Source organism: Bradyrhizobium cosmicum, assembly GCF_007290395.2.
Classification (GTDB): domain Bacteria; phylum Pseudomonadota; class Alphaproteobacteria; order Rhizobiales; family Xanthobacteraceae; genus Bradyrhizobium; species Bradyrhizobium cosmicum.
Map to the genome: position 1 here is coordinate 5,154,024 of NZ_CP041656.2, position 22,459 is coordinate 5,176,482.

Sequence of the window (22,459 nt, forward strand, 5' to 3'; positions counted from 1 at the left end):
GGCCGGACTTGTCCCGACCCGCCGCGTCTGCCTATTAGGATGGAACGTTAAGTGACCATCCGGGTGGAAACAGAATGCCAAGGCGGCTTGAAGGTGAGTTTGACTATATCGTCGTCGGAGCCGGTACAGCCGGCTGTATCCTCGCCAACCGGCTCTCGGCCGTACCAGGAAACCGCGTTCTCATCCTCGAAGCCGGCGGCGATGACAACTGGATCTGGTTTCACATCCCGGTCGGCTATCTCTTCGCGATCGGCAATCCACGCTCGGACTGGATGTTCAAAACAGAGGCCGAGCCGGGCCTGAACGGCCGCGCACTCGCCTATCCCCGCGGCAAGGTCATCGGCGGCTGCTCGGCGATCAACGCCATGATCTCGATGCGCGGACAGGCCGCCGATTACGACCACTGGCGCCAGCTCGGCTTGACCGGATGGGGCTATGACGACGTGCTGCCGCTGTTCAAGCGGCTGGAAGATCATTTCCTCGGCGCGAGCGAGCACCACGGCGCCGGCGGTGGCTGGCGCATCGAGGCGCCGCGGCTGTCGTGGGATGTCCTCGATGCCGTCGGCGATGCCGCGGAAGAGATGGGCATCAAGCGCATTCCGGATTTCAACACCGGCGACAACGAAGGCACCAGCTATTTCCACGTGAACCAGAAGCGCGGCCGGCGCTGGTCGTCAGCGCGCGGCTTCCTCAAGCCGGCGCTGAACCGGGCGAACCTGCGGCTCGAGAAGCACGTGCTGGTCGACCGCCTCATCATCGAGCAGGGCCACGCCGTCGGCGTGCGTTTCATCCAGAACGGCGAGATCATCGAGGCGCGCGCCAAACGCGAGGTGGTGCTCTCGGCAGGCTCGATCGGCTCGGTGCAGGTGCTGCACCGCTCCGGCATCGGGCCCGCCGACTGGCTGTCGCCGCTCGGCGTCGACATCGTCATGGACAAGCCCGGCGTCGGACGCAATCTGCAGGACCATCTCCAGCAGCGCGCGATCTACAAGGTCGAGGGCGTGCGCACGCTGAACGAGACCTATTACAATCTGTTCCGCCGCGGCATGATGGGGCTCGACTATGCGTTCCGCCGCCGTGGGCCGCTGACGATGGCGCCGTCGCAGCTCGGCATCTTCACGCGCTCCGACGCGACGCGCGCGCGCGCCAATATCCAGTTCCACGTGCAGCCGCTGTCGCTCGACAAGTTCGGCGATCCGCTGCACCGCTTCCCCGCGATCACGGTGAGCGCCTGCAATCTCCAGCCAACCTCGCGCGGCACCGTGCGGCTGCGTTCGGCGAGCCCTGATGAGAAGCCGATCATCGCGCCGAACTATCTGTCGACCGATGACGACCGCCAGGTCGGCGCCGACGCCATCCGCACCACCCGCCGCCTGATGAAGCAACAGGCGCTGGCGAAATATCGCCCGAGCGAATATCTGCCCGGCCCTACCGTCGGCGACGACGACGCCTCGCTCGCCAAGGCTGCCGGCGACATCGGCACCACCATCTTCCATCCCGTCGGCACCGCGAAGATGGGCGCGGCGAACGATCCGATGGCGGTGGTCGACGAGCGCCTGCGCTTCTATGGCCTCGGCGGCCTTCGCATCGTCGACGCGTCCATCATGCCGACGATCACCTCGGGCAACACCAACACACCGACCGCGATGATCGCCGAGAAGGGCGCGACCATGATCCTGGAGGATGCGAAGTAGCGTCTCACCACCATGATCAAACCACACCGCTTTTCAATCGGCCCCGCCGACGCAGAGATCGCCATGCTGCAATGGGGCGAGAGCGGCAAACCACCCGCGCTCCTCGTGCACGGCACCGGCTTCGTCGCCGATGTCTGGGACGAGGTCGCGCGCGATCTCGCCTCGACCTACACCGTCTATGCACTGGACCGCCGCGGCCACGGCGCCAGCCACAAGCCCGGCGCCTATCATTTCCTCGACTATGCCGAGGATGTCTGCCGGGTGATCGATACGCTTGAGCTGCGCGACGTCTACGGCATCGGCCACAGCGCCGGCGCAACCGATCTTCTGCTTGCGGCACAACTTCTGCCGGGACGTTTCACGCGCCTGTTCGTGATGGAGCCGACGGTCATGGACCCGCGCGCGGCACGTTCCGGAGGACTGAACGACGAATCCCTCGCGCGCGTCGAGGGCACGCTGCGCAGGCGCGCCGAGTTCGACAATGCCGACGCCGTGTTCGCGCGCTATCGCACCGCGCCGGCATTTGCGGATTGGACCGAGACGTCGCTGCGCGCCTATGTACGCCACGGCTTCGTCCCGCTCGACAGTGGTCGCGTTCGGCTTTGCTGCACGCCCGAGATCGAGTCGGCGATCCTGCGTCCGATCTACGAGGCGATGGAGCAGGTCTATGCTGGTGATGCCCGCGGCAATCCGTTCGGCGGGCTCGCCGGGATCGATTGCCCGGTGCGCGTCACGACCGCCGCGAAATCGGGGCCGATCTACCAGGAGATGGCGCGACGGGCCGTATCGCTAATTCCGCGCGTCAGCACGATGGTCTTCGAGGGCGCCGGGCACTGCGTGGCCCAGGAAGTGCCGGCGCGCGTGGTGGAAGCCGTGAGAGAGTTCGCGAAGTAACTCTCGTGCCCCGGACGCGCTGCAGTGAAACGCTGCCGCGCAGAGCCGGGGCCCATCTCACCGTGTACCGTGCGGCTTCCTGAGTCCCGGCTCTGCGGCGCACCGCCAAGAGGCGCTGCACCGCGTCCGGGACACGAGATCGACCTCACGAAAACGTCATCGCAACCGGGAATAAGCCCCTCCCTCCTCCAATCACCTCCCCGAAGCCCAATTCCGGGCGAGAGGAGCTGAGCGATGAGCGGACACGATCACGGCGAGGACGGCGTCAGCCGCCGCAAGGTGCTGGAGTGCATGACCTGGGCCGGCACCGGGGTGCTCTGGACCATCACCGGCGGCGTACCGCGCTCGCTCGGCATCATCGATTCCGCGCAAGCCGCGACCGCGGCGGCACCCGGCATGACCTTCCTCCAGATCAGCGACAGCCATGTCGGCTTCGACAAGCCGGCCAATCCCAATGCGCTCGGCACGCTGGAGGAAGCCGTCGCCAAAATCAACGCGATGCCGACGAAGCCGTCCTTCATGATTCACACCGGGGACATCACCCACCTGTCGAAGGCCGCCGAATTCGACAATGCCGACCGCATCATCTCGCAGAGCAAGCTCGACGTGCACTACGTGCCGGGCGAACATGACTTCCTCGACGAGGACGTGAAGTTCTATCGCGAGCGCTACGGTCGCGGCACCAAGGGGGCGGGCTGGTATTCCTTCGATGCCGGCGGCGTGCACTTCATCGGCCTCGTCAACGTCGTCGATCTCAAGGCCGGCGGCCTCGGCAATCTCGGCGCAGAGCAACTCGCCTGGCTCGAGGACGACCTGCGCGGCAAGTCGAAATCGACACCCATTGTGCTCTTTGCTCACATCCCGCTCTGGACCGTCTACCCCGAATGGGGCTGGGGCACCGAGGACGGCGGCCGCGCGCTCGAATACGTCAAGGGCTTTGGCTCGGTCACCGTGCTGAACGGTCACATCCACCAGGTGATGCAGAAGGTCGAGGGCAACGTCACCTTCCACACCGCGCGCTCGACCGCGTTCCCGCAGCCCGCACCGGGGACCGCGCCCTCGCCCGGACCGATGAAGGTCGAGGACGCCAGGCTCCGCGCCATGCTCGGCGTTGCCAGCGTCAACTTCAAGCAGAACGAGCAGCGGCTCGCGATCATCGACACGCCGCTGCAAGGCTGAACGGAAATTGACAATGAAGACACTCACTCGCCGCGACTTCGGTGTCGCTGTGGCCGCGGCCATCCTGTTGCCCGCAACAGCCGCCCGTGCCGACGACATGGAAGTCCACATCGACAATTTCGTATTCCAGCCGGCCGAGCTCACGGTCAAGGTCGGCACCACCGTGACCTGGACCAACCGGGACGACATTCCGCACACCGTGGTGTCGGCCGGCAAGTTCAGGTCAAAGACCCTGGACACCGACGACAAGTTCTCCTTCACCTTCACCAATGCGGGCGACTACAAATATTTTTGTTCGTTGCACCCGCACATGACGGGGATGATCAAGGTTGAGTAACGCATCCAACCAAGGCATCAACGTCTTGCCCGGCCGGTGGTCCCACGCCGGCCGGGCTCGTGTGCCCTCGGTCACACATGCCGACCAGACGAGCCTGGACGAGACGACGCGACGCGCAGAACAAGAGGCAAAGCGAGGAGCGATGCCCGCCATCGACGATCTGCAGAAGGCACAGCGCTTCCGCGAGGCGGCGCTGCCCTATCTCGACGACGTCTACACGCTCGCGCGCTATCTGCTGCGCGACGCCTCCGACGCCGAGGATGCGGTGCAGGAGTGCTATCTGCGTGCGCTGAAGCATTTCGACAGCTACCGCGGGCCTGCGATGAAGCCGTGGCTGTTCGCGATCCTGCGCAACGTCTGCAACGCCGAATATGCGCGGCGCGCGCACAGGCACAGCGCGATCGAGGACACGCCCGGCGCCGCCGAGCAGACGCCGATATGGCAGGAGAGCGAAGCGAGCCCTGAAACCGAGGTGCTGCGCAGCCGCGATGCCGGTGCGATCCGCAAGATGATCGACGCGCTCGCCGAACCGTTCAAGGAAACATTCGTGCTGCGGGAGATCAACAACCTGTCATATCGTGAAATCGCCGAGGCCGCCGGCGTGCCCGTCGGCACCGTGATGTCTCGCCTCGCCCGCGCCCGCGCCATGCTGCGCGCGGCCTGGACGGCGGAAGAGGAGCAAGCAAGATGACCTGCGACGAAGCAAATATTCTGCTTCACGCGCTGCTCGACAACGAGCTCGATGCCGGCCACGCGCGCGAGGTCGAGACCCACATCGCCAGCTGCCCGGCCTGCGCTGCGGAATTCGCCGCACAACGCGAGATGCAGCGCGTGCTCGCCGACACCAATCTGCGCTACAGCGCGCCGGCTGGTCTGCGCAGCCGGATCGAGGCTTCGCTGCCACAGCCGCAACGCCAACCGACCCGGCGCTCCGTGCTGCGAGGCTTTGCGATGGGCTCGGCGGTCTCCGCGCTCGCCGCTTCCGGCGTCGTCGCGGTGGTGCTGCGCCAGGACGACCAGCAGCGCATCCTGTCGGAGGTCGTCTCCGCGCATCTGCGCTCGCTCCAGGCCGGCCATCTCATCGACGTGGTCTCCACCGACCAGCACACCGTCAAGCCGTGGTTCAACGGCAAGCTCGATGTCGCTCCGCCCGTGATCGATCTCACCGCGCAGGGCTTTACGCTGGTCGGCGGCCGGCTCGACTATATCGACGCCCGCGCCATCGGCGCCGTTGTCTACAAGCGCCGGCAGCACGTGATCAACCTGTTCGTATCGCAGACCACGAGCACCGAACACCGGCCGCCGAAGACCCAGACCATGCAGGGCTTCAACTGCCGCCGCTGGGGCGAGCGCGGCCTGAACTTCTGGGCCGTCAGCGATATCGGCGGCGATGAGCTCGCCGAGTTCGTCGACAAGTTCGAGGCGGCGATGAAGGCGAATGTGGAGGGATAGTCGGTCGCATCGCTGTCGGGAGCTCGCGCAACGCGCTCTCATTGCTGCGGAGGGAAGCGCTCAAAGACCGGAAGTTCATGGGCCAGCTCCATCCAGGGCAACCGCTCGGCGACCTGGATATGCATCATAGCCGGAACGGCATCGGCCTCATCAAACGTGCCGCTCTGAATGTCGATGATACCGGGCAGCATGTTTTCGTTGATGTAGAAAAGTCCAGTGCCACATTCGGCGCAGAAGTGCCGTCGTCCGTGCTCAGACGAACGATAGATCTTCGGTTGGCCCTGCACCACCTTGACTGCCTCAAGCGGATACATGACCCAGCCGACCATCGGTGCGCCAGAATGGCGACGGCAATCCGCGCAATGACAGAGCGCGTGAACCATCACGTCGCCGTTCACCTCGTAGCGAATCTTTCCACAATGGCAGCCGCCGGTCGCATGCATCGCCCGCTCCTCTCCCTAGGAAGTTTATTGCGGAGGAAGTGGGGGCTGCTTCAAGGCTCCGTGAGGGAGACTGCTACAGCAGGTCGCACCTAGCGACCCTGCGCCGCGGCTGCGCTAGGCCGACCGGCGCACCGCGTTGTCCACCAGCGTCTTGCCGAGCGACCAGATCGCACCGGGGACCTTATGGCTGCCGGCGATGACGTCGTCGAACGCCTTCTCGATCCAGTTGCAGTCTTCTTCGGTGATCGTGAGCGGCGGCAGCAGCTTGATGGTGTGGCTGCCATGACCGGCGACTTGCGTGAGGATCTTGTGATCCTTGAACAGCGGCACGGTGATGAGCTGGCAGAACAGGCCCTTGTTGGCGGCCTCCAGCACATTCCACGAAGCCCGCAGGCGCAGCGATTTCGGTGGTCCGAACTCGATGCCGATCATCAGGCCCTTGCCGCGCACTTCCTTCAGCAGTTCGTAGCCGGGCACCATGCGCGTCAGCGCGAGGCGCAGCTCGGCGCCACGCTTGGCGGCGGACTCGATGAGCTTCTCGGACTCCATGACGTCGAGCGTGGCAATGCCCGCGGCCATCGCAAGGTCGTTTTTCGAGAAGGTGGAGCCATGCACCACGGCCCGGTCCATCTGGTTAAAGATCTTGTCGAAGATGGCCTTGCGCGTCAGCACCGCGCCAACAGGCACATGGCCGCCGGACAGCGACTTCGACAGCAGCACCATGTCGGGCTCGACGTTCCAGTGCTCGACCGCGAGGAAGCGGCCGGTGCGGCCCATGCCGGTCTGGATCTCGTCGGCGACGAACAGCGTGCCGTATTTCTTGCAGAGCGCGGCTGCGCCGGGCAGGAACTCGTCCGTGGGCATGTTGACGCCCTTGCCCTGGATCGGCTCGACGACGAAAGCCGCGACCTCGCGCGAGGCCAGCGCCTTTTCGAGCGCGGCCAGGTCATTGAACGGGATCGAGGTGCAGCCTGGCAGCAGCGGTTCGAAGCCGGTGCGGAAATTCGAATCACCCGTCAGCGACAGCGCGCCATAGGTCAGGCCGTGATAGCCATGGGCGCAATAGACGATGCCGGGGCGGCCAGTCGCGCCTCGCGCGAACTTGATCGCCGCTTCGACGCATTCGGCGCCGGAATTGGCGAAGAACGCCTTGTCGAGATAGGGGACGTACTTCAGGAGCCGTTCGGCGAGCACGCCGGCGAGCACTGAGACGTCGAACTGGACCAGATTGGGCAGGTCGGCATCGAGCACGCTCTTGAGCGCCTCGCGCATGACGGGATGATTGCGCCCGATCGCAAACACGCCAAAGCCGGACAACAGGTCGAGATAGCGCGCGCCGTCGCGATCGTAGAGGTACTGCCCCTGCCCCTTCTGGAAGCCGACATCGTAACCGATGGTCTTGAGAACCCGAACGAACTGCTCGTTCAGATACCGATTATGCAGGGCGCTGCGCTGGGCCTGACGGTCCGCGAATAGCTGAGACATGTCTGGATTTTGGCTTTGCATCCGCTACATACTTCGATTGAGGACCGTCTCGTCAACTGAAAACGGTGAGTAACTGAAAACGGTCTGTGCGGCCTTTTGCCCTTTTTCGGACCATCTTCGCAAGCACAGCTTTAGCCCATGTTGCACTGCCGAGGAACTATCATGCGTTTGGCCCTTTACACCGGAATATTACTGGCAGGCGGTTACACCTGCCTGACACCTGCGCTTGCCGCCGATCCCACCGGCGACTGGCGGGTCGCCGACGGCGTCGCCAACATTCGCGTTGCCCAATGCAATGGCAGCATGTGGGGCGCGGTTTCCTGGGAAAAGCAGCCCGGTGGACGCGACGAATACAATCCGGATGCATCAAAAAAGAACAGGCCGACGCTCGGCATGGCGACCCTGATCGACATGAAGAAGAAGCCCGGCATCGATCAGTGGGAGGGGCAGGTCTACAATGCGAAAGATGGCCAGCTCTACAGCGCGACCATCACGCCGGCCGGGGCCGACCAGCTCGAAATCAAGGGCTGCGTGATGGGCTTTCTCTGCGGCGGCGAGACCTGGACCCGGGTCGGTCCTCCGATTCCCTTGAGCCCCTCGAACGCGATGGCCAAGGGCGCGCCCAAGCCCGGTACACCTCCTAAAGCTGCAGGCACGACGGTTGCCGCAGCGGCGCCTGCCCCCGCGGCCCCGAAGGCCGCCACTGCGGCCAAGCCCGGTCAGAAGGGCGCCGCCGACCCGGTCGGCGACATCTGCCTACTCCCTGAGATTGCGGGGTTTGCCCATTAGGGCCGGCTGAAACAGCAACACCGCGGCAAGCGTCGTCACCAGCGAGAGCGCGAGCAGCTTGCCCATGCTGGACGTGCCGGGATGGCTCGACAGCCACAGGCTGCCGAACGCCGTCGCCGTGGTCAACGCACTGAAAAAGATCGCACGCGTCAGGCTGGTCTGAAGCAGATTTGTTCTGCCCGAGCGCCACGCCACGACATAGTAGATCTTGAAGGCGACGCCGACGCCGAGCAGCAGCGGGAACGCGACGATATTGGCGAAGTTGAGCGGCAGGCCGATCAACACGCAAATCTCGAGCGTCACCGCGCCCGCAACCAGCAGCGGCACCAGCGTCATCAGCACGTCGACGAAACGCCGCAGCGTGACCCACAGCAGAAGGCCAATCACCAGCAGCGCGTAGATGCCGGCGTGGATGAATGCCTTCACCACGGTGTCGCCGGATTTAAGGATCGAGACCGGTCCGCCGATCGCGGTCGGCTCGGCAATGAGCACGGCCGCCGCAAATTTGCGCAGCGTGTCGTTGTCGTTGGGATCGCCCTTCGGCTGCGCCTCGACGCGAATGATGCCGTCCTTGCTCTTCCAGGCGCTGACGAGTTCGGGGGGCAGTGAGTTCAGAGTGACCGGCCCGGCCTGCATCGCGTTCCTGAGCTGGTCGAACACGATCTTCAGCGGCGTGACGAACACGTCCTGCGCCTTGTTGCGCGTGGCCTCGTCGCCATCGGCGAGCTTCTGAAGCGCATCCGCCAGCCGGCGCGAGGCGACCGCGCCGGGGCCCTTGTCGTCACCCGCGGTCCTGCGCAGATTGTCGACCGAGGACTTCAGCGAATCGACGTTTTCCTTGTCCGTGGGCGCGGCGTCCACCTGGTCAGGATTGAGCGCGGGGTTCAGCACCTTGGCGCCCTGCGCGATCAGCTTCAGCTTCGGCTGCTGGTCCTCAGGCACGAAGCTGTCGAGCGACATCACCCGCAGCACCTCCGGCACCTTCTCCAGCTTCGCCTCGACTTGTCTCGCCTGCTCTTCCGACGTGGTCATCACGTTGATGGCATTGGCGCCGGTGTTCGGATCCTTGCGCAGGTCGAGGAAGGTCGCGATCGATTCCGCCTTCGGGTTGCGCAGGTTCATCGGGTTGAAGTCGAACTTCAGGAAGTAGAGCAGCGGCAGGCCGGCGACCGCCAGTAGCAGCGTGCCACCGACAACCAGAACGCGGTGGGTCTCAAGGAAGTGATCGAGCGGCGCCAGGAAGGCGTAGCCGACCGGCTCCTGCTCACCGGGCGGGTTCAACAGCTTCAGCATCGCGGGCAGTACCGTGATGCTGGAGAGGAACGCCACCAGCATGCCGACGCCGGCGATCTGGCCGAGCTCCGAGATGCCCTTGTAATCGGTCGGCAGGAAACAGAGGAAGCCGGCCGCGGTCGCCATCGCTGCCAGCGACAGCGGCACCGCGGAGCGCTTGGCTGCAAGCACCAGCGCGCCGGAGAGATCGTCGTGCTTGTAGCGCTCCGAGCGGTAGCGGACGCTGTACTGGATACCGAAATCGACGCCCAGTCCCACGAACAGCACGGCGAACGCGATCGACAGCAAGTTGAACGAGCCGACCATCATCAGGCCGGCAGCGGTCGTCAGCGCAAGGCCGACGAAGAGATTGACGAATACCGCGAAGATGATCTTCGACGAATGCAGCGCCATCCACAGGATCAGCAGCACGACGAGAACAGTGCCGACACCGTTGACGACGGCGCCTTCCTGGACGGTAGCGTACTCCTCGTTGGCAATCGGGACCGGGCCCGTCAGCCGCACCCGCGCCTGGTATTTGGTCGCGAAATCCAAATCGGCCGCAGCCTTGCGAATCGCATCGGTGGCGCCCTTGCCGGGCTCCAGCGCGTTGTAGTCGAGGATCGGCTTGAACTCGATGAATGCGCGCTTGTCGGAATCCGACAGCGGCTCGTCGCTGACGAGCTCGCGCCAGGAGAAGCTCGCATTGCCCTTGTTGAGCACCGTCTCCACCGTCTGGGCGATCTGGTTGAAGGGCCGCGCGGTGTTGTCGAGCTTGACCTGGCCGCGCTTGACGCCGGCAAGTCCCGTTTCCAGCGCGCCGGTCAGGCCGCGGATCGAGGGGTCGCCCGCCATGATCTCGATCAGTGGCGCCGCGGACTCGAACTGGCTCGTGGTCTTGGCGACCTCGTCAGTCGGCAGGAAAAGCAGACCGTTCTTCTCGAAGAACTCGCCGGTGCCGAGCTGTTGCATCGACTGGAAGTCGGTCTTGTTGTCCTTCAGCTTCGCGAACAGCGCGTCCGACGCCGCGGTCGCCATTTCGGGCGTCCTTGCCTCGACGACCGCGAGAATCGTCGCGTCGCGGTCGAAGGCGCGGTCGAATTGCTGGTCGCGCTGGCGCCAGTCCAGATTTTGGGCAATCAGCGAATTGATGTCGGTGTTGATGGCGAAGTGCTGCGATGTGTAATAGCCGGCCCCCACCGACAGCAGGAGACCGAGAACGACGACGAGGGAGGCAAACCGGGTGCAGGCCCTGACGATGGCAACGACGACGCTTTGCAGCACTTCTTTTCTTTCTGCTGTTAACAGCTTGCCGGAAACGCCCGCTGTTTATCGGAGTTCCCGGGCGAAACCTATTGATGTTTTGAGTGGCAGTCGCCGGAACAAGGTTCGAGGTAAACGGCGGCGAGCCATGAAAAAATCATTGCGGGCGGTCGGTATAGCCGGGAAGTTGAGGCGGCAAAGTGGCGAAGGGATGAGCACAAATGTCGCCATTTTGCCCACAGCAGGGTCTGTACTATAACACCACAAAATTGAGCCGAAACGGAACCCGGGTTTCATCCCACCTTTCCTTTCTGCCGATTTTTTGACACAAATTGCTGTGCCTCCATGCGCTGGGGCCCAGTTGGGGTGGGCGGTTACCGTGTGTGCGAAACCAATGGTGCGGTTATTGCAGCTCTTTGGGCAGTATCCGGTTGCCGCCGGGGACCTGAGAAGCGGATTGGTGCAACTTGCGTGATGGGCGTCCTATGGAAGTTTATCTAGCGCAGCCGCGCGGCTTTTGCGCAGGCGTGGTGCGTGCGATCGAGATCGTGGAACGGGCGCTGGAGAAGTACGGCCCGCCCGTCTACGTGCGCCATGAGATCGTGCACAACAAGTACGTGGTCGAGAGCCTGAAGAACAAAGGCGCAATCTTCGTCGAGGAGCTGTCCGAGGTTCCGCCGAAGGCTGTGACCGTTTTCAGCGCCCATGGCGTCGCCCGCAGCGTCGAGGAAGAGGCCGCCGCGCGGGACCTTCCGGTGCTCAATGCCACCTGCCCCCTGGTCACGAAAGTTCACAATCAGGGGAAGCGCTACATCGCCCGGGGCCGCACCCTGATCCTGATCGGGCATGCCGGCCACCCCGAGGTCGAGGGCACCATGGGCCAGGTTCCCGCCCCCGTGCTTCTGGTTCAGAGCGTTGAAGAGGTTAACGCCCTGACCCTGCCGGCAGATACGCCAGTGGCCTACATCACCCAGACCACCCTGTCGGTGGACGACACCAAGGACATTATTGCGGCCCTCCAGGCCCGCTTTACAGATATTCAAGGCCCCGATATCCGGGATATCTGCTATGCGACACAGAACCGCCAATCTGCGGTAAGGGACTTGAGCAAGCTGGTCGACGTGATCCTGGTGGTGGGCGCTGCCAACAGTTCGAACTCGAACCGGCTCCGCGAAATCGGCACTGAGGCCGGCGTCGCGAGTTATTTGATTGCCGACGGCAGCAAGCTCAATCCGGAATGGTTGAAAGATGCCAGGACCGTCGGCGTCACGGCCGGCGCTTCGGCGCCCGAGGTGCTCGTGGATGACGTGATCGAAGCGATGCGGCGGATCGGACCGGTCAAGGTCCAGGTTTTGCCGGGTCGCGAGGAAAACATCGAATTCCGGCTTCCGGCTCAATTGGCTGCGAGCTGACCCACCCGAATTCCAAGCCCAGAAAGAAACTTTGTAATGGCTATCCCCTTCTTCAAGGAAATGCGTATCGGCGCCTATCTGCTCAAGCAGAAAATGCTCGGCCGCAAACGCTATCCGCTCGTGCTGATGCTGGAGCCGCTGTTTCGCTGCAACCTCGCCTGCGTCGGCTGCGGCAAGATCGATTACCCGGATGCGATCCTCAACCGCCGCATGACGGCGCAGGAGTGCTGGGACGCGGCCGACGAGTGCGGCGCGCCGATGGTCGCCATTCCCGGCGGCGAGCCGCTGATCCACAAGGAGATCGGCGAAATCGTGCGCGGCCTCGTGGCGCGCAAGAAGTTCGTCTCGCTCTGCACCAACGCGCTGCTGCTGGAGAAGAAGCTCGACCTGTTCGAGCCCTCGCCCTACCTGTTCTTCTCCGTGCATCTGGACGGCCTCAAGGACCATCACGACAAGGCCGTGTCGCAGAAGGGCGTGTTCGACCGCGCCGTCTCCGCGATCAAGGCAGCCAAGGCGCGCGGCTTCACCGTCAACGTCAACGCCACCATCTTCGACGGCCACCCGGCCGAGGAGATCGCGAAATTCCTCGACCTCACCGTCGAGCTCGGTGTCGGCGTCTCGATGTCGCCGGGCTACGCCTATGAGCGCGCGCCGGACCAGGAGCACTTCCTCAACCGCACCAAGACCAAGAAGCTGTTCCGCGACGTCTTCGCGATGGGCAAGGGCAAGAAGTGGAACTTCATGCATTCCGGCCTGTTCCTCGACTTCCTCGCCGGCAACCAGGAATACGAGTGCACCCCGTGGGGCATGCCCGCGCGCAACATCTTCGGCTGGCAGAAGCCCTGCTACCTGCTCGGTGAAGGCTACGCCAAGACTTTCAAGGAGCTGATGGACACCACCGACTGGGAAACCTACGGCACCGGCAAGTACGAGAAGTGCGCCGACTGTATGGCCCATTGCGGCTACGAGCCGACCGCCGCGACCGCGGCGCTCAACAACCCGATCAAGGCGATGTGGGTGTCGCTGCGCGGCATCCGGACCACGGGTCCGATGGCGCCGGAGATCGACATGAGCAAGCAGCGTCCGGCGCAGTACATCTTCTCGGCCGAAGTGCAGAAGCGCCTGTCGGAGATCCGCAAGGACGAAGCCGCGGCTGCACAGGAGAAGGCCGCGCGGAAGGCTTCGACGGCGGCGTAAGCGCGACAGCAAGTTCGAGCGAACAAGGCCCGGTCGCGATGGCGACCGGGCCTTTTCTTTTTCGGCGCAAGCGTATTCGGCGGGCCGGCCGGAGTGATCGCGGAGGCCAAGCCCCTGCCCTCTGATTGACTGGCCGGGAGCCCTTCTGCAAAAAATGAAAAACAACCCCATGCACAGTAGAACCACGATCGCTGGCCGACATAGGACCAGCTCCGTCAAGCTATTGCCGCAGCGAGTAAATCAGCCGCAAACCGGCGAGCATCGCAGCACGGGTCATTTTCGCAGCCAGACGCGCCGCCAGCCAACGCGATTCAGAGCCCGCGCGAATTCGAGTTTTACGAAATCCGTTTGACGCGTCGGGCAAAACAGTGGCACTATGCCATCGTGCCTGCTTGGCGCAGCCCGGGTCAGTTGCCGAGGCTGAATGACCTTGTAGGTGCTGACCTTGAGGAGACCGCCCACGCCGTCATTGCGCTGATGACACGTCGCTCAGAGCCGCTCCCGTGCCGTATTGAACCCACGAATAATCACCACGACGCAGTTGTTGGAATGCAGATCAATCACCATGCGCCATCGTCGCCTCCTCGCGGTCAAAAGCGATTCGTTGATTGCGAACTCGCTTTAGCTCCACCACCCCGCGGTCGCGGAGGCCGGCCAATGGGTGTCACTAGTTGGTCATATCGCAATACGTCGCCGTAGTCCCACTCGATGGGTGAACCTGACGCCAGCGACCAACCACAGGCTGCGAGGACTGCGCACATGTGGCTCAGCAGTGACAGCATTTTTGCGTCTGCCGTGGTCTAGTCGCGGCGACCACGGCGCCAGCTAACCTCAGGATACGAAATTGAAAAGAATTGCTTTCGCCGCGCTCGCAGCGCTGGCGGCCACCTCCGCGTCGGCTGCCGACATGGCTGCTTCCAACTATACGAAAGCGCCAGCGATGGCCGCCGTCGCAAGTTGGACCGGCTTCTATGCCGGCCTCAACGTTGGCTATGGGTTCAATGATCCGGTTGCGACCTTTACGGCGAATGACGTCGTCTCCAATTCGATCATTGGAAACGTCGGTACGGCCGCATCGCCGGTCGCCTACGACGTCAAGGGTGTTCTCGGCGGCGCGCAGGCTGGTTACAATTGGCAGGTATCGCCGAACTGGTTGATCGGCTTTGAGGCGGATTTTCAGGGCAGCGACATCAAGGGATCTGCGGCGTCTCCCTACGCGGTTATCGGGCGACCGGGTCAGATCGAAGCGCAACAGAATGTCGAATGGTTCGGAACGCTTCGCGCGCGCGCCGGATTGCTCGCGACCAGCAAGCTGCTCGTCTACGGCACCGGCGGCTTCGCCTACGGATCGGTCCGCGAAGATTCCATTCTCAGCAACACGATCGGTTTCACCGCCGTGGCGGGAGGTGGTGGCGTGAGCGCTGTCTGCGCGGCTGCGGCAGCCTGCTACACGGGACCAACGACCAAAATCCTGACCGGCTACGCGGTGGGCGGCGGATTTGAGTACGCCACCTGGCGAAACGTTTCCTTGAAGGCCGAGTATCTCTACGTCAATCTCGGAAGCAGCAACATCACATCAACGGCGCCTGCGACTCCTGGTACGACGGCTTCGACCATCGGCACGCACTTCAGTGATCTCGACTTTCATGTCGTGCGCGTCGGCGCCAACTATCACTTCTGACGTCTTCATTGATGAATTGAAAGCCCGGCCTCAGCGCCGGGCTTTTTGTTGGCAGCACTGGCGGCTGTAAGCGAGAACAGCAGCACGGACGAAAAAGGCCCGATCGCCATTGGCGACCGGGCCCTTTCATTCGTCAGATCGGCGAACCCGCTCAGGCCGCCTTCGACACCATCGGCTCGCTCTCGATCAGCTCGGTGCCGATCAGAAAATCGCGGCAGCCGCGCAAGGAGCGCAGCGCGCGGTTGAAGTCGATGCCGGTCGAGACCAGCGCATGCAGCGTGGCCGGATTGCGGACGATGCCGCGCAGGACGGCGGCGAGGTCGATCTGGCCGTTCGGCTTGATGGCGGCGCGGGCGAGCGCCGGCAGCGCGCGGTGGGCGGGATCGCTGATGACGCGGACCGCGGCGAACGGCAAGCCGGCCTCGGCGGCGTAGGCGGCCGCGATGTGGCTTTCCATGTCGACGGCGGAGGCCCCTGTCTCCGAATGCAGCGCCGCCTTGCCGGAGCGCCCGGTGACCACTTCCTCGGCGCCGGCGAGGCTGCCGCGCACCACGCGGCGGCGGCCCGACGTCAGGCGGTCGATCAGGTCGTTGCCGAGCGACAGGCCGGCGGCCCAGCGGGTATCGCCGGAGAGCACTTCGGTCGCCAGCACGACGTCGCCGGAGCGCAGCGTCGGGTCGAGCCCGCCGGCCACGCCAAACGAGATCACGCCGCGAATCGTATTGGGATCGAGCACCGTCAGGAGCGCCCGCAACTGGGTCGGGCTGCTCGACGAGCAAATGACCGCCATTCCGGGCCCGGCCGCGATGCGGGCCTCCTGAACCAGTCCGGTCACAATCAAGATGGGCCGCGGATCAATGGCATTGCCCGCGGTAAGATAGTCCCCCGTCCCCAAAGTCACATTCCGACCCCTACCACCCTGCTGTTGGTGTTCCGCAAGTTCCGATACCGCGCCAACGCCCACAGCGGGAAGAACTTTGGGTAACCATGATATCGAAGGTAGAATACACGAGGAAAGCCTGTGGCGGTGTACCGCTGCTCGTCCCACAGTCCTTTTTTGTTCTGTGTTGCAATCAGGTACTCCACCCCGCGGGCGACGGCCGGGTGATCAACCTCGCCAGCGGCCATCAGGGCAAGCAAGGCCCATGCCGTTTGCGAGGCGGTCGAGGGAGCGGCCTCCCAGCCCTTGTAGTCCAGCCGGTAGCTGACGGCATCCTCGCCCCAACCGCCGTCCTTGTTCTGGATCGAGGCCAGCCAAGCGGCGGCCTTGCGCATCATGGGGTCGTCGTGGCGGATGCCGGCCATGTTGAGGGCGCAGAGCACCGACCAGGTTCCGTAGATGAAGTTCATGCCCCAGCGGCCGTACCAGGACCCCTCGGGGTGCTGGGTCTTCCTGAGATAGGCGACCCCGGCGGCCACGTGCTTGCTGGTCTTCTCGGTCTCGCCGAGCTGGGCCAGCATCGAGATGCAGCGGGCGGTGACGTCCTCGGTCGGCGGATCGAGCAGCGCGCCGTGGTCGGAGAACGGGATGTTGTTCAGATAATATTCGAGGTTGTTGACGTCGAAGGCGGCCCAGCCGCCGTCGTCGCTCTGCATGCCCTCGATCCACTCCCGGCCGCGGTCGATCGCGGCGTCATAACCGGCGACGCCGTGCTCCCGGCGCATGCGGTCCATCGACATCACCACGACAGCGGTGTCGTCGAGATCGGGATAATGGGCGTTGTTGTACTGGAAGGCCCAGCCGCCCGGGCGCACGTCGGGCCGCTTCACGGCCCAGTCGCCCTTGACCTCGAGCTCCTGCTTCGGGATCAGCCAGTCGAGGCCTTGCCTCGCCGCAGGCACCGCCTTGTCACCCCCGGCTTCCAGCAATGCGTGGGCGGTCAGGGTCGTGTCCCACACCGGCGAGACGCAGGGCTGGCAGTAAGCCTCGTCGTCGCCAATCACCAGCAGCTTGTCGATGCCCCGGCGCGTGATCGCGCGCGGCGGGTAGTTCTCGTCCTTGCCGAGCGCGTCATACATCATGACGATGTTGGCCATGGGCGGATAGATCGCGCCCATGCCGTCCTCGCCGTTCAGGCGCTCCTCGGTGAAGGCGAGCGCCGCATCGATCGCGCGCTTGCGCAGGCTCTTCGGAAACATCGGCTCGACCACGCGCAAAATCCCGTCGAGCGCGCGGAACAGCACGAACCAGGCCATGCTCTGGTGCGGCGCCTTCGCCGTCATGCCGATCGAGCGCGGATCCTGCAGGAACAATTCGTCGATGCCGACGCCCTTCGGATTCTTCGCACGCGGCTTGAGCGCGGCGAGAACCATCAGCGGCACCATCGTGGTGCGCGCCCAGTAGGAGATCTTGTTGAGGTGGAACGGCGACCAGAACGGCAGCAGCACGATCTCGATCGGCAGCACCGGCACCGCGCGCCAGGTCGTGACGCCGAACATCGCCAGCATGAAGCGCGTGAAGACGTTGCTGTTGATGGCGCCGCCGCGGGCGTGCATCGCCTCGCGCGCGCGCACCATGTGCGGCGCGTCGACGGAATCGCCGATCATCTTCAGCGCGAAATAGGCCTTCACGCTGGCGCTCATGTCGAACTCGCCGTCATGCACCAGCGGCCAGCCGCCATGGGCGCCCTGGACGCGGCGAAGATAGTTGCCGATCTTGGCTTCGAGCACGGTGTCGACGGGCTCGGCGAGGTAATGGCGCAGCAGGATGTACTCGGCCGGAATCGTGCAGTCGGCCTCGAGCTCGAACACCCAATGGCCGTCCGGCTGCTGGAAGCCGATGACGCCTTGCGTCGCCGACGCAATGCTCGATTCCAGGACCTTCGATTCCAAGATCCTCGATTCTTGTGCTTCGCGGCTGGTCGCGTTCACGGAATCCATCTCGCTCGATTGCTCCGATAGTCGATTGAAATTGACCGGGACATTTGCCCGTCAGGGCCGCTCGTCACTATCCCTCTCAGGATCCTTTGGCGGCCAAAACCAGATCGGCGGCGCGATCACCGGACCGGACCGATCCCTCGATGGTTGCAGGCAATCCCGTAGCAGTCCAGTCGCCGGCGAGGAACAGGTTTTTCAGCGCGGTGACCGGCCCCGGACGCAGGGCATTCTGGGCCGGCGTGGCGGCGAAAGTGGCCCGGCGCTCGCGCACGATCTGCCAAGGGGGCAACGGCGGCGGCACGTCGCCGGACACTCCGCCCGCCTTGCAGACGTCGTTCCAGATCGCCTGCGCGAGTTCCTCGCGCGGCATATCGACCAGCCGATCGCCGTTGCTGATGGTGACGGAGAGGCGGTTGGGGAAGGCGAACAGCCATTCCACGATGCTGCCGATCACGCCGAGGATCGGCGGCGAACCCTGCGGCGGCTCAAAGCGGAAATGCGCATTCACGATGGCGCGGAATTCGGTCGGCGTCTTCAGGCCCGGCAGCAGGCTGGAGGCGGCGCGCGGCGGCACCGCCATCACGACGACATCGCCCTCACCGACCTGGATCACATCCTCGCCGCCAAAGTTCAGCGCGCCGACCTTGCCGTCGGTGGTCGCAAACGAGCGCAGCTCATGGCCGAGCTGAACGCTGTGGCCCCGCTCGCCTAAGAATTTCACCGCAGGCTCGATCAGCACGGTGCTGAGCCCCTCGCGGGCGATCAGCGGGCGGCACGCCTGCCCGCCGGCAAGCAACGTCTCGCGCACGATCGCGCCGGCAAGCCCCGCCGAACCCTCGGGCGGATCGACGTTGAGCGCCGCCAGCAGCAGCGGCTGCACCAAGCGCTGATAAAGCACGCCTTCGGTCGGAATCGACTTGCCGACCAGTGTCTGCTCCGACGCCCAGATCAGCGGCGCCAGCTTGAGATAATCGGTGAGCCCGGTGTCGGGAACGCGGCGGCTCTCGTCGAGCACCCAGGTCGGCAGCCGGCCCTTGCCGAGATCGATCTGCCAGCGCTGCCCGGTCGTGAGGTCGACAAAGGGAAACTGCGCGCTTTCGGGACCAACGAGGCCGGCCTCGGTGCCAATCGAACGGGCATAGGCGCGCGCGTGGCTGTTGCCCGATAGCAGCAGATGATTGCCGTTGTCGATGGTGAGACCGGTGGCGCCGTCGAAATAGGAGCGGCAGCGGCCGCCGGCCTGCTGCGTCGCCTCGTGCACAGCGACCTTGAAGCCGGCATTGGCGAGCCGCACGGCGGCGGAGAGGCCGGAAATTCCGGCACCGATGATGTGAGCTGTGTGTTGCATCAGATGAAAGCGTAACGAAGCAGGATCAGTATGCGTGTGATCTTCGACACACGCACCGGCTCGCGCGGCGCGTTGAAGCCGCGCGCGATCAGCAGATCCAGAATGGCGTGATAGTATTTCGACATGATCCGCGGCGCGCGCACCGCGCGGCGCTTGTTGCGGTTCATGATCTCGTCCGACTGCTCGAAATGCGTCTTCGCGCGCTGTGCCAGCGGCAGGCAGACCTTCGCCAGCGCGCGCTCCATGATCACGCGGTTCGGATCGTTGGAGGTGATGCCGGCATGCAGCAGCGCCTCACGCGGCAGATAGAGCCGGCCGAGGCCGGCGTCCTCGTCGATGTCGCGCAGGATATTGGTGAGCTGGAGCGCGCGGCCAAGATGATGGGCGAGCAGGATGCCGTCCTCTTCAGGCAGGCCAAACACCCGCACCGACAATCGTCCCACAGCGCTGGCGACGCGATCGCAGTAAAGATCGAGCGTCGCCATGTCGGGCGCGCGGATGTCTTGCGGCACGTCCATCTCCATGCCATCGACGATGGCGAGGAAATCCTCCCGCTTCAGCCCGAACGTCTTCACCGAGCCGACGTAGTCGGCAAGGCGCGGCGGCGGATGGCCCTGATAGAGCGCATCGATGTCGTTCCGCCACTCCTGAAGCGCGGCGAGCCGCTCATCGCGCGGCCCGTCGGAATCGGCGATGTCATCGACCTGCCGGCAGAAGCTGTAGATCTGGAACATCGCTTCGCGCTGGTCATGTGGCAGGATGCGCATCGCAGCGTAGAAAGAGCTGTTCGATGCGGTCGAGCCGTAATTGGCGCTGGGCGAGGTCGCCTCAAGCGTCATGTGCAGTCCCCGGTCTGGAAATGGCCTTGCGTCCGATCACGCGGCGGCCGACTTCGCCGATCATGCCGGCGAGGCTGAAGGTGAGAAGCTCGAACTTGTTCAGATGCACGCGCTCACGCAGGGGATCACGCACCTTCAACAGGCGCACGATACGGTCGGCATAGGCCTGGATCACCGCGACGTCGATGCCGAGGCGGACATCCCGGATCTCCGCAGCCAGCGACCTGCCCTCGTCGAGCAGCGCTTCGTTGCGTAACGCGAGCGCCTGAAGACAGGCCAGCATCGCCGGCGGCGACTGCGTCAGGCCAAGCTGCTCGACCGAGGCGCCGCTTGCGGCCAGCGCATCGCGCGGCAGGTAGACGCGGTTGAGCTCGCGGAAATCCTTGCCGCAATCCTGTAGATGGTTGTTGATCTGGAGGCCTGCGCAGAGTGCGTCCGACGCGGCCCAGGTCGAGGTGCTCTCGCCATGGACGTCGAGCATGAAGCGGCCGACCGGCATTGCCGAATAGCGGCAATAGTGGATGACCTCGTCCCAGTTCTCGTAGCGCAGCTTGGTCACGTCCATGCGGAACGCGATCAGCACGTCGAGCGCATGGCGCGGCGCCATACCGCGCTCGGCCAATGCGCGCCGCAGAATGACAGCTTCAGCCTGGGTGTCGCCGTTGCCGAGCAGCTCCGCCTCGAGCAGGTCGAGATAGGCGAGCTTCTGGTCGGGCGGCAGCGTGGCGTGATCGGCGATGTCGTCGGCGGTGCGGACGAAATTATAGTACGCCAGGATCAGCGCACGATGACGCGGATGAATGATCCAGGACGCGACGGGAAAATTCTCGTCACGGTCACCCTTGCCGGATCGCAATTCGCTCGCAGAGGTCATCGAGGGCTGGTCAACAATCGTTTGGACAGGAAGGGCTTTTTCGCTCGCGCGGGCTCATGCCGGCGATGCCGCCGCGGCCCCCATATAGGGGAATACGGCCGCAAAACCAATCCTGTCTGTCGATGGCGGCCCGCGCCGATCGGACCCGAAAAGGCGGCCCGGGGTCCGCCTTTTGTAGGCCAGCGGCCGAGCTTACTGGTTGTGGCTCTTCAGGACCTGGTCGCAGGCCTGCGAGATCTTGGGCCGGTTTTCCTTGAGGCAGGCCAGGATGGTGAAATCGCCCTGGTCGATGACCGGACGGCAGAACTTCTGCACATCGCGCGTGCAGGCCTTCTGTTCGGCGTCCGTGCCGCGTCCTGCCTGGGCGAATGCCGCCGTGGAAAGGGATGCCGACAGCAGGGTGAGAGCGACGAGAAGCTTACGCATTGTATTCCTTCGTTCTGACGGCAGAATCACACCGATCCCGGGCAGCACAGGGCGGACGGCCGGAACGGATCATTCTGGTGGCAAGTTCGCCGCGGCAAGCACGGCATTCGGAGAAGGCACAAGCGCTGGTAAATGCGGCCAAATTGGCGCCGCACTCACCAAACCAGGCCTTCCTCCAAGCTTCATTGGCAGATGTAAGAGGTTGATACTACGTCATAATTCTGGAGCGCCGCGTTTTGCTGCGGACCTGTTGCAGCGCTGCATCTCTCGACCGGCCTTTTTTGGTGGAAACACATCGAAACACCGGGCGTTGCAGGATCGGAGCCTGTTGCAGGGGGCGTGGTGAACCGCCATCTCTGGCAGTCAGGCTTTGAACCTGACACAGGCTCGGAACACTAAACTTTCGATGTGGCGAGACGTTCTCGACAGTCAGCGAACGTCGTTCGAAAATGGGATATTCAAAATGCAATTCTTTGGACGATCTGGACAGGCGATCAAGGCGGCCGGCATCGGGGCTGCGCTGCTCTTTTCAGTCTCGACAAGCCATGCTCAGTCGTCCGGGCCGTTCGCCGGTTTCGACGGCGCGTGGACCGGCACCGGCACGGTGTCGCTGTCCGACGGTTCCACCGAGCGTATCCGCTGCAAGGCCGACTACAAGGTCGCCGGCAGCGGTCTCAACCTCAAGCAGGCCCTGAACTGTGCCAGCGACAGCTACAAGTTCAACCTCACCAGCGACGTGACCAGCCAGGGCGACCGCATCTCCGGCAACTGGAGCGAGTCCAGCCGCAACATCTTCGGCAATCTGCAGGGCACCGCCGGCGGCGGCCAGATCGAGGTGTTCGTCGAGGCCAACGGCTTCGCCGCCAATTTGTCGCTCCGCACCAACGGTAGCAAGCAGACCGTGCAGATCAGCTCCAAGGGCGAGATCCGCGGCGTGAACATCACGATGACGAAGGGCTGATCGCCCTCGTCCTTCAGATATTCCCATCAAGACCAA

The 22,459-nt window shown here is 64.1% G+C and carries 20 protein-coding genes; 11 read left to right on the plus strand and 9 right to left on the minus strand.

Annotated elements, in window-relative coordinates; translation table 11 throughout:
- The first annotated feature begins 74 nt into the window (after positions 1–74).
- The 6 genes from FNV92_RS24860 (at position 75) to FNV92_RS24885 (ending at position 5,556) form a co-directional block, all read left to right on the plus strand.
- Positions 75–1,694: a GMC family oxidoreductase gene (locus FNV92_RS24860; RefSeq protein ID WP_143844156.1), complete on the plus strand. Its 1,620-nt coding sequence runs from the start codon at positions 75–77 to the stop codon at positions 1,692–1,694.
- A 12-nt stretch (positions 1,695–1,706) separates the two neighbouring features.
- Complete coding sequence (locus FNV92_RS24865; protein ID WP_143844155.1) at positions 1,707–2,588, plus strand: alpha/beta fold hydrolase; 882 nt, start codon at positions 1,707–1,709, stop codon at positions 2,586–2,588.
- Positions 2,589–2,822: 234 nt separating this feature from the next.
- Positions 2,823–3,767 carry a metallophosphoesterase family protein gene (locus FNV92_RS24870; RefSeq protein ID WP_143844154.1) on the plus strand — a complete coding sequence of 315 codons (945 nt, stop codon included), beginning with the start codon at positions 2,823–2,825 and terminating at the stop codon, positions 3,765–3,767.
- A 13-nt stretch (positions 3,768–3,780) separates the two neighbouring features.
- The gene (locus FNV92_RS24875; RefSeq protein ID WP_143844153.1) at positions 3,781–4,104 is read left to right on the plus strand and encodes a cupredoxin domain-containing protein; all 324 of its coding nucleotides are present in this window, start codon (positions 3,781–3,783) and stop codon (positions 4,102–4,104) included.
- Between the two features lie 142 nt (positions 4,105–4,246).
- Complete coding sequence (locus FNV92_RS24880) at positions 4,247–4,795, plus strand: sigma-70 family RNA polymerase sigma factor (protein ID WP_168213575.1); 549 nt, start codon at positions 4,247–4,249, stop codon at positions 4,793–4,795.
- Positions 4,792–5,556, plus strand: a complete 765-nt coding sequence (locus tag FNV92_RS24885; RefSeq protein WP_015687455.1) for an anti-sigma factor family protein — start codon at positions 4,792–4,794, stop codon at positions 5,554–5,556. Before FNV92_RS24880 ends, FNV92_RS24885 begins: the two co-directional genes overlap by 4 nt.
- Positions 5,557–5,594: 38 nt before the next feature.
- Here the strand turns inward: FNV92_RS24885 and FNV92_RS24890 are convergent, their stop codons facing one another.
- Together FNV92_RS24890 and hpnO are read right to left on the minus strand one after the other, a co-directional pair.
- On the minus strand, positions 5,595–5,999 hold the full coding sequence (locus FNV92_RS24890) for a GFA family protein (protein WP_143844152.1): 405 nt from the start codon (positions 5,997–5,999) through the stop codon (positions 5,595–5,597).
- Positions 6,000–6,113: 114 nt separating this feature from the next.
- The gene (gene hpnO, locus FNV92_RS24895) at positions 6,114–7,505 is read right to left on the minus strand and encodes an aminobacteriohopanetriol synthase HpnO (RefSeq protein WP_143844151.1); all 1,392 of its coding nucleotides are present in this window, start codon (positions 7,503–7,505) and stop codon (positions 6,114–6,116) included.
- Between the two features lie 141 nt (positions 7,506–7,646).
- Between hpnO and FNV92_RS24900 the strand changes: the two genes are divergently transcribed.
- The gene (locus FNV92_RS24900) at positions 7,647–8,273 is read left to right on the plus strand and encodes a DUF2147 domain-containing protein (RefSeq protein WP_168213574.1); all 627 of its coding nucleotides are present in this window, start codon (positions 7,647–7,649) and stop codon (positions 8,271–8,273) included.
- Here FNV92_RS24900 and hpnN read toward each other — a convergent pair.
- A complete protein-coding gene (gene hpnN, locus FNV92_RS24905) occupies positions 8,241–10,829 on the minus strand; it encodes a hopanoid transporter HpnN (protein WP_143844149.1) in 2,589 nt (862 codons plus the stop codon). The two genes, FNV92_RS24900 and hpnN, sit on opposite strands and share 33 nt — an antisense overlap.
- A 464-nt stretch (positions 10,830–11,293) precedes the next feature.
- Here hpnN and ispH point away from each other — a divergent pair, with 464 nt between their 5' ends.
- The 3 genes from ispH to FNV92_RS24920 all read left to right on the plus strand — a co-directional run bounded on the left by ispH (position 11,294) and on the right by FNV92_RS24920 (position 15,098).
- Positions 11,294–12,220, plus strand: a complete 927-nt coding sequence (ispH, locus tag FNV92_RS24910) for a 4-hydroxy-3-methylbut-2-enyl diphosphate reductase (protein WP_143844148.1) — start codon at positions 11,294–11,296, stop codon at positions 12,218–12,220.
- A 36-nt stretch (positions 12,221–12,256) separates the two neighbouring features.
- On the plus strand, positions 12,257–13,417 hold the full coding sequence (hpnH, locus tag FNV92_RS24915) for an adenosyl-hopene transferase HpnH (protein WP_143844147.1): 1,161 nt from the start codon (positions 12,257–12,259) through the stop codon (positions 13,415–13,417).
- 844 nt (positions 13,418–14,261) lie between these two features.
- On the plus strand, positions 14,262–15,098 hold the full coding sequence (locus FNV92_RS24920) for an outer membrane protein (RefSeq protein WP_143844146.1): 837 nt from the start codon (positions 14,262–14,264) through the stop codon (positions 15,096–15,098).
- Positions 15,099–15,249: 151 nt separating this feature from the next.
- On the opposite strand, the gene FNV92_RS24925 is transcribed toward FNV92_RS24920, so the two are convergent.
- The 6 genes from FNV92_RS24925 to FNV92_RS24950 form a co-directional block, all read right to left on the minus strand.
- Positions 15,250–15,999 carry a phosphorylase gene (locus tag FNV92_RS24925; protein ID WP_015687462.1) on the minus strand — a complete coding sequence of 250 codons (750 nt, stop codon included), beginning with the start codon at positions 15,997–15,999 and terminating at the stop codon, positions 15,250–15,252.
- Positions 15,996–17,978: a squalene--hopene cyclase gene (gene shc, locus FNV92_RS24930; RefSeq protein WP_143844144.1), complete on the minus strand. Its 1,983-nt coding sequence runs from the start codon at positions 17,976–17,978 to the stop codon at positions 15,996–15,998. The genes FNV92_RS24925 and shc overlap by 4 nt, the downstream gene beginning before the upstream one ends.
- Before the next feature lie 76 nt (positions 17,979–18,054).
- On the minus strand, positions 18,055–19,323 hold the full coding sequence (gene hpnE / locus FNV92_RS24935; protein WP_143844143.1) for a hydroxysqualene dehydroxylase HpnE: 1,269 nt from the start codon (positions 19,321–19,323) through the stop codon (positions 18,055–18,057).
- On the minus strand, positions 19,323–20,162 hold the full coding sequence (gene hpnD / locus FNV92_RS24940) for a presqualene diphosphate synthase HpnD (RefSeq protein ID WP_015687465.1): 840 nt from the start codon (positions 20,160–20,162) through the stop codon (positions 19,323–19,325). Before hpnD ends, hpnE begins: the two co-directional genes overlap by 1 nt.
- Positions 20,152–21,036, minus strand: a complete 885-nt coding sequence (gene hpnC / locus FNV92_RS24945; RefSeq protein WP_015687466.1) for a squalene synthase HpnC — start codon at positions 21,034–21,036, stop codon at positions 20,152–20,154. Before hpnC ends, hpnD begins: the two co-directional genes overlap by 11 nt.
- 192 nt (positions 21,037–21,228) lie before the next feature.
- The gene (locus FNV92_RS24950) at positions 21,229–21,462 is read right to left on the minus strand and encodes a hypothetical protein (RefSeq protein ID WP_015687467.1); all 234 of its coding nucleotides are present in this window, start codon (positions 21,460–21,462) and stop codon (positions 21,229–21,231) included.
- Between the two features lie 463 nt (positions 21,463–21,925).
- Here FNV92_RS24950 and FNV92_RS24955 point away from each other — a divergent pair, with 463 nt between their 5' ends.
- Positions 21,926–22,423: a hypothetical protein gene (locus FNV92_RS24955; protein WP_143844142.1), complete on the plus strand. Its 498-nt coding sequence runs from the start codon at positions 21,926–21,928 to the stop codon at positions 22,421–22,423.
- Positions 22,424–22,459 lie beyond the last annotated feature (36 nt).